The organism is Bacillus sp. V59.32b, from assembly GCF_003429085.1.
Classification (GTDB): domain Bacteria; phylum Bacillota; class Bacilli; order Bacillales; family DSM-1321; genus Peribacillus.
In genome coordinates, this window is sequence record NZ_QVTC01000084.1 from 1 (window position 1) to 10,993 (window position 10,993).

Here is a 10,993-nt window from a genome sequence, read left to right on the forward strand (position 1 = left end):
AACGGGATTTGTGCTCGATAATCCGGATTTGTGCTCGATGAACGGGATTTGTGCTCGATGATCCGGATTTGTGCTCGATGATCTGGATTTGTGCGCGATAATCCGGATTTGTGCTCAATGATCCGAATTTGTGCGCGATAATCCGGATTTGTGCTCGATGATGCGAATTTGTGCTCGATAATTCGGATTTGTGCTCGATGATCTGGATTTGTGCTCGATGATCCAGATTTGTGCTCGATGATGCGAATTTGTGTGCGATAATCCGGATTTGTGCTCGATGAACTGGATTTGTGCTCGATGATCCGGATTTGTGCTCGATAATCTGGATTTGTGCTCGATAATCTGGATTTGTGCTCGATGATCTGGATTTGTGCTCGATAATCCGGATTTGTGCTCGATGAACTGGATTTGTGCTCGATGAACTGGATTTGTGCTCGATGATGCGAATTTGTGCTCGATGAACTGGATTTGTGCTCGATGAACTGGATTTGTGCTCAATCATCTGGATTTGTGCTCAATGAACTGGATTTGTGCTCGATAATCCGGAATTGTGCTCGATGATCGAATTTGTGCGCGATAATCCGGATTTGTGCTCGATGATCTGCATTTGTGCTCGATGATCTGAATTTGTGCGCGATCATCCGGATTTGTGCGCGATAATCCGGATTTGTGCTCGATGAACTGGATTTGTGCGCGATCATCCGGATTTGTGCTCGATACTCAAAATCTCTGCTAGAAAAGTTAAACTTCTGTCTGATGATCCGAATATATAGATAAGGATTAGCAATTTAGCTATATATTTATCTACTAACATCATGTTAAAATATTTGTAGAAATTAGTAGAATTAGCAGAAAGAGGTGAGGTCATATTGAATAAGCTTAAGGGCAGTTTGATGGCCATATTATTTGTTTTGGCATGTTTTCTATTCTCGGAAACTACTTCCGCGCAATCTTACATAGTGAATCCGAATAAAACCTATACATACTCCAATATGGTCTCGGACATTAACAAACTGAAAAAAGTCTACCCGGATCTTATCCAGGTTAAAACGATCGGAAAAAGCGAATATGGACGGGATATTTTCGCTGTGTCGATCGGAAAAGGATCCTCAACGGTATTCATTAACGGTTCGCACCATGCCAGGGAATGGATGACGACCAATGTGAATATGAATATGATCGACAAATATGCTTATGCATATCAGCGGAATCAAAAAATAAAAGGCTATGATGTTAGAAAAATACTTACAAATTCGAAGATTTGGTTTGTGCCGATGGTCAATCCGGACGGGGTCACCCTTCAGCAAACCGGATTAAAGCATTTCCCGAAAAATTCGCATGCCGGATTAATCAAAATGAATAACGGCAGCAAAAGCTTTAAGAGGTGGAAGGCAAACGGCAAAGGAGTCGATTTGAACCGGCAATACAATGCCAAATGGGCACAGATCACTGGGCCTAAGTCTCCAAGCTATATGAACTATAAGGGCAAGTCGCCTCATTCCGCTAAAGAGACGAAAGCGGTCGTATCGTTTGTTAGTTCTTTCTCGCCGGAAATTGCCGTTTCCTATCACAGCAGCGGAGAGATATTATTCTGGAACTACCAGCAAACAGGCAGCCGCTATACGCGGGATCATGGGTATGCGAAGGCTTTAGGCCGGATGACCGGCTATGATCTTGTTTACCCTAAGAGCTTTGGCGGAGGAGGCGGTTTCAGCGACTGGTTCTCCAGGGTCAGGAAAAAATCGGCATTTACAATTGAAATTGCCCCATATGCCGGGCAAACCCATGTACCACTCAGCAGGTTTTCCAGAGTCTGGAGCGAAAACAGTGCGGTTGGCCTTTATGTAGCACAGGAAGGCGGGAAATTATACGATAGCCGCCAGCTTGCCGCCAGCCAAGCATTGGAGAAGAAAATCAAGGCCTATGATGCAACAGCGAAAAAACTGCAGCCTTACTATGATATAAAGGTTGCCAGTGGTTTAAAAGTGGATAAAGCATTCAAAGATTTATACAACAAAGTAAATAGTGAAGTGAATAAAAATCAAGCGGCGATTAATAAGCTGCCAAGTAAATATCGCTCACGCCCAACTGCCGCTTTGAAACCGGCAAAAACATATAGGGACAATTCCCTTAACTTTATGAATGCCGTCACAGATGGGGACAAATTAGTGAGTGCCAATAAAACATTAACTGGCTATTTCGAACAAGGCAAACTTGATAGCACTACCGTTTCAGCTTATAATAATTTCAACAAATCAATTACTAATGCCGAAGCCAGGATCAACAAAATGTATGGCACGAATGTCAAAAAATATGCAACCGCGAAGTATATCACTCCGGCTAAAGTATCCAAGGAAAACCTTGGCTTGGATATTTCAAGATATAACTTGATTTTACTAATGGAGAAGCAAGTTGTAGCGGAAGATTATGTAGCAGTGGAAGCGAACCTGACACAATACGATCAGCAAACAAAGAATGCTGAGAAAATCAGAGCGAAAAAGAACTATATTAAGTACCCAGCTACTGAAACGTTCTTGGCAAATAAGATCACAGTAATAAAAGGCCAGCTACCGCCAAAACCAGTTGAACCAGCTGTTGATCCGCAAGCAGAAATAATTCAATGATCAATTAAACGAATCAAAGAGCGAAGACAAAATGTCTTCGCTCTTTTTGTGAAGACTTTATCTGGTGGCAATAACGTAGAATGGTGTATGATGATTTTTTAATCCCTAAACTATTAAATATGGCGGGTGAAGCATATTGAAAAGCAAAGTTGTATTTACCGGCGGTGGCTCTGCTGGACATGTAATTGTCAATGCCGCAGTCATACCTGAATTTCTTAAAAATTCCTGGGAAGTCACCTATATAGGATCCGCCAACGGAATTGAACGGGAGATCATGGAAAAGGAGTTTCCTGAAATCGCCTATAAGGCGGTAACTGTCGGAAAGCTAAGACGCTATTTATCGTCAGAAAATATAAAAGATCCATTCCGGGTTGTGAAAGGAATCTTTATGGCCCGACAAATATTAAAGCAAGTCCGGCCTGATTTTATTTTTTCAAAAGGCGGTTTTGTATCTGTGCCGGTCGTGATTGCCGGCAGGATGCTGAATATTCCCATCCTGATCCATGAGTCGGATTACACCCCCGGACTGGCCAATAAAATAGCCATGCCGTTTGCTTCGAAAATCTTTACGACCTTTGAGGAAACCGGGAGTTCTCTGCCGAAAGAAAAAACAAAATATATTGGAGCCATCCTAAGAAATGGTATTTTCAATGGAAACGCTATGAAAGGAAGGCAATTATGCGGCTTTAAAAATGATAAACCGATTATGCTGGTGATGGGCGGAAGCCTCGGTTCCATGAAAATCAACAGTCTCATAACCGACCATCTCGATTGTTTGCTGGAAAACTACAATATCATCCATATTTGCGGCAAGGGGAATATAAGTTTAGATGTAAAGCGGAACGGGTATCAGCCCTTTGAGTATGTCCATGAAGAAATCTTTGATCTGCTCGCGGCTGCAGACGTAGTCGTTTCCAGGGCGGGCTCCAACTCGATATTCGAGTTTCTCGGACTTCAAAAACCGATGCTGCTTATCCCGCTCAGTGCAAAAGCATCAAGAGGCGATCAAATTCTCAACGCTGAAAGCTTCGAGAAACAGGGCTTTTGCAAGGTGATCCAGGAAGAAGATTTGGAATTCGAAAAGTTTACAACCACCCTCGACCATTTACTTGCGAAAGCACCGCTGTACAAGGAAACAATGACTAAGAAAAAACCGTTTAAAACAGCGGAGGAAATGTACCAGATGATTTTAAAATATGGTTCAAAAAGCTAGAGGCTTGTTTACGTATAACTTCGCCTTAAAAGGCTAGCCCAGCCTATAGAAAATAGTGTCATGAAGCTTCCTCGTTTTTCATATTTATAAACAATATGAAAGCCGAGGAGGAAGAGCATGGCGCACATTTATTCAAAAGGCTGGTTCATCCAGCAGTTAAAAAAGGCGGGGATTACAAGGCATCCTGTAGAAAGACGAAAGTTGAAGCTTTATAAAACCTATGTGGTCCGTAACCTATATGTGGAGTTCGTCGAGAACAGACCATAAAAAAGTGCGCGCATCCGAAGGGAAGCGCGTTTTCTTATGACAAAAAGCAGGTCAGGTTGACAGACCTGAATATTGCAAGGCTATAAAAATAATTATAGATTATAATAATTATAAATAGGGGTAAATCGAATAGCAAAGTGATGGTGTGTAGGATTTATGGTCAAATCGAAATTATTTGCAGAAGTATTCTATCAGTCTAGGATTCCTCAAGTTATCGGTGATTTAGAATATCGAAAACCTTTTTATAATCAAGCTTTCATAGAATTCCTTGGCTATTCAGCCAAGGAACTGAAAAATATATCTATGAGTGATTGCTCGCATCCCGAGGATCATGAGAAAGACGAAAAGCTCTTTTTTGAATTGCTAGAAGGAAAAAGGAAGGATTATGAAGTAGTAAAAAGATACATCACTAAGGATGGTCAAGTGAAGACGGCCATTTTGAATGTGTCTTATATTCGAGATCCCCACACAGGTAATGCATATTGTCTTGGGCAATTAATTGATCTAACTGAAAAATTGATGATAGAGCAGGCATTGCGAAAAGAGGAAGAAAAATACAGACTGCTGGCGGAGCACTCTTCAGATATAATCGCTCTACATGAACCTGACAGTACTTATCTTTATATATCCCCTTCAATCAAAGGGATTTTAGGTTGTGAAACAGAAGAGTTGCTCGGTAGGAAGCCATTCGAATATATTCATCCAGATGATCGAGATGAAGTCATGAAGAAATATGAAAAAGTAGTCTCTGATTTAGTGCCAATGAGAGGTACATATCGTTGCAAGAAAAAAGACGGTGAATATATATGGTTAGAGTCTAGTCTGAAAGCTGTAATGGATAAAGAAACAGGGCAGGCAAGAGAGCTCATCTCCATTTCAAGGGATATCCAGCAGCGGATAGAAACCGACGAGTTGCTGCGAAAATCAGAAAAGCTTGCGGTCATCGGTCAAATGGCTGCCGCAGTCGCCCATGAAATTCGAAACCCGTTGACGCCAATTAAAGGCTTCCTGCAATTGTTGTCATCAGGTGTGGAAAACTACAACCCGGCCTATACGGCCATTATTTTAAATGAATTAAACAGAATCGAGACGATCATTACAGAGTTTCTTTCGATGGCAAAGCCACATACTGAAAAAATGCGGGTCCTTAAAATCGAGGAGCTTGTTAAACAGGTTGTCCACCTTGTCCGCGCAGGAGCACATATACATAACAAGGAAATTATTCTTGAGATTAGCGCAGTCCCGGAGGTAATCGGAGATGAAAACTCGCTGAAACAAGTTTTCGTAAATATCATCCAGAATGCCCTCGAGGCGATTGAAGTGAACGGCAGCGTTTGTGTTACATTGCATACGAGCCAGGACTTTATTTGTATTGAGGTTATGGATAACGGCTGCGGTGTCCCGAAAGAATTGTTGCCTAAACTAGGAGAGCCTTTTTATTCCACTAAGGAAAAAGGGACAGGTCTCGGTTTAATGACATCGTATCAGATCATTGAAAACCATAAAGGAAAGATTAACATTGAAAGTGAAGAAGGATCCGGCACAAAGGTTTCCCTTATGCTTCCGTACGTGGAGGTCAGATAAGCCGATCATGCAGATTCTTAAGCCTGAACGCCGGCCCATTTTGCTTATATTAAAAGATTCCCGTCCATTGGAGAATTAAAATCAAACTGCCAAGGGCCCATACATAATAGGAGAAAATCCTCAGTGATTTTTTCTTCAGGAAATTGATCATCCAGACAACTGCGATATAACCGAAAATAGCGGCGGATAGCGTTGCGACTAACAGGGAAGGGAAAGAAATGTATTCAGCATTCCCGGTCAGTACAGGTTTCATTTGAAACACGATGCCTCCCGAAATCGCCGGGATCGACAGCAAAAAGGAAAAATACGCGGCGGTTGCGCGGTCCAGCTTGCAGAAAAGGCCTGCGGCGATCGTCAGGCCGGACCGCGAAAGGGCTGGCATGATTGCCGCAGCCTGGAATGAGCCGATGATGAACGCATCCTTCACAGAGATATCCTGAATTGTTTTGCGGCCGGTCTGAATGCTGTCAGCAAACCATAAAATAAACCCGGTAACAAGGAATTCCCAGCCGATAGTTACGCCGGTTCTTGATAACTCATCAAACCAATCTCCTAAGAGTACACCAGCAAACACAGCAGGAATTGTTCCGGAGATAAGCAGCAGCGTCAGTTTTGAAAAAGGATTTTTGAGCAAGGAGAATAGCTCCTCTTTATAAACGACAATGAGTGCCAGCAGCGTACCGATATGAAGCATCGTATCCAAAAAAATGCCCGCTTCATCCAGCCCGAAAAGATGGCGCCCCAAATATAAGTGGCCGGTGCTTGATATAGGCAGGAATTCAGTCAGGCCCTGAATCAGTCCAAGTATGAATGCTTGAAATTCACTTAACATAAAACTCACTCCCGTTTACATGTAAGGACAATCTGTTTAAATGTATGCCGGCAAAAGAGGAACATGTCTAAAAAATGAGCATTTTATCAAAAATGAAACCGGCATCGCAATCATACGTATAATAAAGTATAGAGACATGAAGGGGGAATTAGCAGGTGGTAAACCAAGATGAAAGATTGTTGGCAGCACTTATCTATATTGCGAGCTTTTTTACCGTTTTTATCGGCCCGCTCATTATTTGGCTGATTAAAAAGGGCGACTCCGCTTTTATTGATTATCACGGAAGGGAATACTTGAACTTTCTGATTTCCTATACAATATACGGAATTGTGGCGAGTCTGCTGATGTTTGTGCTGATTGGCTTTCTAATCCTTCCTATTCTGGGAGTGGTCGGTGTTATTTTCACAATCATCGCGGCCGTCAAGGCGTATGATGGGAAAGAGTACCGCATACCGTTGATCTTCCGCATTTTATAAATGAAGAATCCTGGCCAATCGGCCAGGATTTTTTCTGCTTTTATAGACGTTCTTATTTCTTTTTAATTTCCTCGTACTTTTGGAACCACTCCGGAAAGACCTTTTTAAACTGGACAGGCTTAAATGTATCCTTGGACACGATAATATGCGTTGTGGTTCCTTCCGCGCATACCTCATCCTTATCATTAACGATTTGAAAACCATATACCGTACGCAGCCCAAGGTTTTCCTCGATCCATGTTTTCACAAAAACCCTATCGCCTAGTTTGATCGATTTCTTATAAGTGATTTCAAGGTTATAAACAGGAGCGTAATAGCCCGCTTTTTCCATTTCAAGATAGTCGTAGCCTGCGTCCTCGATAAGCTGAGTTCTTCCAAACTCGAGCCATTTCACATAATTGCCATGATAGATAACCCCCATCATGTCGGTATCCGCATAGGAAAGCTGGACTTCTTTTTTTGCTATGTGAAAATCATTCATCTCCATGTCCCTTTCTACAAGAATTATCGTAATAGAAGCTATCATAGCACAAAAGATGCGGGGACATGGAATGATAGGAACTTTCTCTCTCTGGTAAAACTTTATAGCGGAATCTATTTTCTATTATTCTATTCATATAAAAAATGAATATCATTAATAGAAATGGGTCGAAGCATTCAAAGGATGGAAGTCAAAAGGAAAAGATAGAAACGAAGGTGTAGAGCATGAATATCCGAACTTATTACGAAAAAAACGCCAGGGCGTGTTTCCATGTCGCCTGGATCACGCTAATCATCGCCGCTGCATTTTTTGTGCTCCATGTGTGCAAGGTTTTGGGAGGGAACATCATTGCCGAAACAGCGCCTTTTTTAACCCTGAGCATTGTCAATTTTACCGGGTCACGGATTTATGAAAATAGGATGAGGGACTTACCGGAACAAAACGTAGTATCGCTCGTATCCCCGTTGGAAACAAAGGACATTTTACTTGCGTTCATGCCTGCGCCAACATTACGGGTGCTGTTGTTTCATCCTGATGGTTCATTGCTTGGTGAAATAAGAGACCGGAAGATGCATTGGTTTATGTGGATGATCCCGAATTCCATTTCGATCATTTTGCCAAAGCGATACATCTTAACGAATGCAGCAGGTGAAGTGCTCGCCGAATATGAAATGAAATCGGGAATCAAGACGATGATCACGATGATGGACGGCAACGGGAAGCTGGTGGGGCACTACAAAGAAAACTTGAAAGAATCAATTGTCCGTCTGAAGGGAATGATATATACGGCAGAAGGACAAGAATGGATGCCAGTGAATGTTAGCGGGCTGCTCAATAAATTTCACATGGATGCCTCTGATGGAAAAATAATTGCTTCCTTTCAAAAGGGCTGGATGCCGCTTGATTGGGCCAAAAGGTTTAAGATGAATACTCCGATACTATCTTTTCATGACGATGCGACAGAAGAAGAGAAAATAGCCATTTTCGGATTTTGTACGGCAGCTTTCAATCACCGCTCCAACTAGAACGATTATCTCGGATGCTTTTAAAAGGCATTTTACTATAGCATCTGATATAATTTCATAAAATACATAGAAATTGTGGTGATGAAAAATGACTTTGCTTAATGAAATTATTGAATTTAACAGTAAGTTTGTGGAGGAAAAAGAATACGTCAGATATCAAACAGATAAATTCCCTGATAAAAAGATGGTTGTATTAAGCTGTATGGATACAAGACTTGTCGAGTTGCTTCCCAAAGCAATGGATATCAAAAACGGCGATATTAAGCATATAAAAACGGCAGGAGCTGTCGTATCGTCGCATTTTGGAAGCGCCATGCGCAGCATTCTCGTGGCCGTCACCGAACTGAAAGCGGACGAGGTATTCGTGGTGGGACACTACGATTGCGGCATGTCGTCAATTAATCCGGATGCAATGATTGAGAAATTGATCAGCCGGGGCATTGCACCAGAAACGATTCAAACGATGGAACATTCAGGAATCGACTTGAAAAAGTGGCTTCGCGGCTTTGAAGATGTTTCGGATAGCGTGGAGAACAGCGTCCAAATCATCCGCAACCACCCATTAATCCCGAAAGATGTATCTGTTCACGGACTTGTTATATCGCCTGAAACCGGAAAGCTTGATGTGGTGGTTGATGGTTACAAAGCTTGAACTGCAGGCGGTTGCTGCAGTTCTTTTTTATGTCTGATTCAGGGTGACGATTATGATTTAAGCGGAAAAACAGGGCATTCAAGCGAAAACAGAGTTGATTTAAGCGAAAGCAGAGCGCATTTAAGTGAAATATAGTCCATTTACGCGACATTTAAGCGAATACAAATGACCTGATTAAAATCACGCACTTTTCTTTCTGTATAAGGAAACCTATGCCTAATCTGGCCTTACGGCTCGTCAATCTTTAGAAAACTTGAATATAGACAAATATCTGTTACAATCACATAGTGTGGTTTGTCACTGAAACAAACGGGTGGGAGAGGGATATTACGTAGTAAGGACACAACATGAAACAGTCAATTTTTGAAAAGATATTTCAGCTTTCTGAAAGCGGAACGACAGTAAAGCGGGAGATACTTGCCGGCTCCGTCAGTTATTTTACGATCGTTTATATTATCGTCGTCAATTCGATGATCCTTGCTGAAGCGGGCATACCGCTGGACGGCGCGATAATCGCGACCATCCTTCTTTCAGCAGTGAGTTGTTTATTGATGGGGTTTTGGGCGAATGTACCGATTATCCTGGTACCCGGTATGGGAATCAATGCTTTGTTTGCTTATACCATGGTTGGAAGTATGGGATTGTCCTGGCAAGCCGCTCTAGCCGCCGTCTTTGTATCTGGGCTTATTTTTGTTTTTGTCGCGTTCAGCCCTTTCTCAAAGGTCCTCAGCGACTCGATTCCAAATTCCCTAAAAGAAGGGATTACGGTTGGCCTCGGATTATTTTTAATGTTTTTGGGACTGGAAAAAGGCGGATTGATTACAAAGGGCGAGACCTCGATGATAGCGCTCGGCAACCTCGGGAATCCGGACGTAATCGTTACGGTATTGACACTGTTAATCGCGCTTGTATTGTTTATCAGAAACATACAGGGGAGTTTTTTGATTACAATCATTGCAGGTTGCATCATTGCTTTTCTGTTTGGAACCATTGATTTCTCCGAACTGTCATTTGGCGGAATGGATCCAGGGGCATATAAAGAAGTGTTCTTTTCCATGTCTTTTATGGAACTAGGGAAATTTGAATTCTGGATTGCCGTATTTTCGTTGACGATGGTCATCATTTTTGAGAATATCGGCCTCGTTCACGGCCATGTTAACAGCATCAAACGGCCTGAACGATATCAAAAAGCGTTCAGGGCAACGGGTGTATCGGTTCTCTTGTCAGGCGTATTCGGCTCGAGTCCTACTGTGGCAACGGTAGAAACGGCAGCAGGTGTGGCTTCCGGCGGCCGTACCGGATTTACTTCGGTTGTGACCGGCCTTTTATTTCTTTTGTCGATGCTTTTTATACCGGTCATTAAAATCATTCCTGATAGCGCAATTGCTCCGATACTGATCATCATTGGGATACTCATGCTTGAAAATATCAAGCATCTCGATTTCAGCGATTTGTCTGAAAGCATTCCGGCTATCATGATCATCGCGATGATTCCGTTCACGTACAGCATCGCTGACGGAATGGCAGTTGGATTTGTCCTGTATCCTTTTCTAAAGGTTATGCTTGGCAAGGCGAAACAGGTTTCCATCGTCATGTATTCAATAGCAGCACTTTTCCTGGTGTACTTTGTATTCCAAGTGCTCGGGTAACAAAAAGAAGCTGTTCCAGCGTTCAGGTTTCTGCCATTTGCGGAATCCTTTGCGTTGGGAATGGCTTTTTTTATTTCATAGGCTCTGTTAAACGATAATGTTGTTTTTGGGAAGGGAATCTGAGAGACTCCTCGAAAATGCATACGCATTTTCTCGTGCGGTGTCTATTCAAGGATGATGAATCAACGTC

At 42.3% G+C, this 10,993-nt stretch carries 10 protein-coding genes; 8 read left to right on the forward strand and 2 right to left on the reverse strand.

The genetic code is table 11. The annotated features are described in order from the left end of the window. Positions 1–869: 869 nt before the first annotated feature. The 4 genes from D0463_RS16865 to D0463_RS16880 all read left to right on the forward strand — a co-directional run bounded on the left by D0463_RS16865 (position 870) and on the right by D0463_RS16880 (position 5,688). Entirely contained in the window at positions 870–2,624 is a 1,755-nt protein-coding gene (locus tag D0463_RS16865) for a M14 family zinc carboxypeptidase (RefSeq protein ID WP_160118466.1), read from the forward strand. Between the two features lie 136 nt (positions 2,625–2,760). Beyond that, positions 2,761–3,837: an undecaprenyldiphospho-muramoylpentapeptide beta-N-acetylglucosaminyltransferase gene (locus D0463_RS16870; protein WP_117308541.1), complete on the forward strand. Its 1,077-nt coding sequence runs from the start codon at positions 2,761–2,763 to the stop codon at positions 3,835–3,837. Positions 3,838–3,954: 117 nt separating this feature from the next. Then, a complete protein-coding gene (locus D0463_RS16875) occupies positions 3,955–4,104 on the forward strand; it encodes a YflJ family protein (RefSeq protein ID WP_117308542.1) in 150 nt (49 codons plus the stop codon). 156 nt (positions 4,105–4,260) lie between these two features. Then, positions 4,261–5,688 (forward strand): PAS domain-containing sensor histidine kinase, encoded by a 1,428-nt coding sequence (locus D0463_RS16880; RefSeq protein ID WP_117308543.1) that lies wholly within the window; start codon positions 4,261–4,263, stop codon positions 5,686–5,688. Positions 5,689–5,737: 49 nt separating this feature from the next. Here D0463_RS16880 and D0463_RS16885 read toward each other — a convergent pair whose 3' ends face one another. After that, positions 5,738–6,520 (reverse strand): undecaprenyl-diphosphate phosphatase, encoded by a 783-nt coding sequence (locus D0463_RS16885; protein WP_117308544.1) that lies wholly within the window; start codon positions 6,518–6,520, stop codon positions 5,738–5,740. Positions 6,521–6,675: 155 nt separating this feature from the next. Here D0463_RS16885 and D0463_RS16890 point away from each other — a divergent pair, with 155 nt between their 5' ends. Further along, positions 6,676–6,996 carry a DUF4870 domain-containing protein gene (locus D0463_RS16890; RefSeq protein WP_117308545.1) on the forward strand — a complete coding sequence of 107 codons (321 nt, stop codon included), beginning with the start codon at positions 6,676–6,678 and terminating at the stop codon, positions 6,994–6,996. Positions 6,997–7,048: 52 nt separating this feature from the next. Here D0463_RS16890 and D0463_RS16895 read toward each other — a convergent pair whose 3' ends face one another. After that, positions 7,049–7,477 carry an acyl-CoA thioesterase gene (locus D0463_RS16895; protein WP_117308546.1) on the reverse strand — a complete coding sequence of 143 codons (429 nt, stop codon included), beginning with the start codon at positions 7,475–7,477 and terminating at the stop codon, positions 7,049–7,051. Between the two features lie 224 nt (positions 7,478–7,701). Here D0463_RS16895 and D0463_RS16900 point away from each other — a divergent pair, with 224 nt between their 5' ends. The 3 genes from D0463_RS16900 (at position 7,702) to D0463_RS16910 (ending at position 10,803) form a co-directional block, all read left to right on the forward strand. Continuing rightward, entirely contained in the window at positions 7,702–8,502 is an 801-nt protein-coding gene (locus D0463_RS16900; protein WP_117308547.1) for a hypothetical protein, read from the forward strand. A gap of 88 nt (positions 8,503–8,590) precedes the next feature. Next, positions 8,591–9,154 carry a beta-class carbonic anhydrase gene (locus tag D0463_RS16905; RefSeq protein ID WP_117308548.1) on the forward strand — a complete coding sequence of 188 codons (564 nt, stop codon included), beginning with the start codon at positions 8,591–8,593 and terminating at the stop codon, positions 9,152–9,154. Positions 9,155–9,501: 347 nt separating this feature from the next. Further along, positions 9,502–10,803, forward strand: a complete 1,302-nt coding sequence (locus tag D0463_RS16910) for an NCS2 family permease (RefSeq protein WP_117308549.1) — start codon at positions 9,502–9,504, stop codon at positions 10,801–10,803. Positions 10,804–10,993: the final 190 nt, after the last annotated feature.

Coding starts and splice junctions, on each gene's coding strand:
- D0463_RS16875 (WP_117308542.1), top strand. CDS start 3,955: ATGGCGCACATTTATTCAAAAGGCTGGTTCATCCAGCAGTTAAAAAAG.
- D0463_RS16880 (WP_117308543.1), top strand. CDS start 4,261: ATGGTCAAATCGAAATTATTTGCAGAAGTATTCTATCAGTCTAGGATT.
- D0463_RS16885 (WP_117308544.1), bottom strand. CDS start 6,520: ATGTTAAGTGAATTTCAAGCATTCATACTTGGACTGATTCAGGGCCTG.
- D0463_RS16895 (WP_117308546.1), bottom strand. CDS start 7,477: ATGAATGATTTTCACATAGCAAAAAAAGAAGTCCAGCTTTCCTATGCG.
- D0463_RS16900 (WP_117308547.1), top strand. CDS start 7,702: ATGAATATCCGAACTTATTACGAAAAAAACGCCAGGGCGTGTTTCCAT.
- D0463_RS16905 (WP_117308548.1), top strand. CDS start 8,591: ATGACTTTGCTTAATGAAATTATTGAATTTAACAGTAAGTTTGTGGAG.
- D0463_RS16910 (WP_117308549.1), top strand. CDS start 9,502: ATGAAACAGTCAATTTTTGAAAAGATATTTCAGCTTTCTGAAAGCGGA.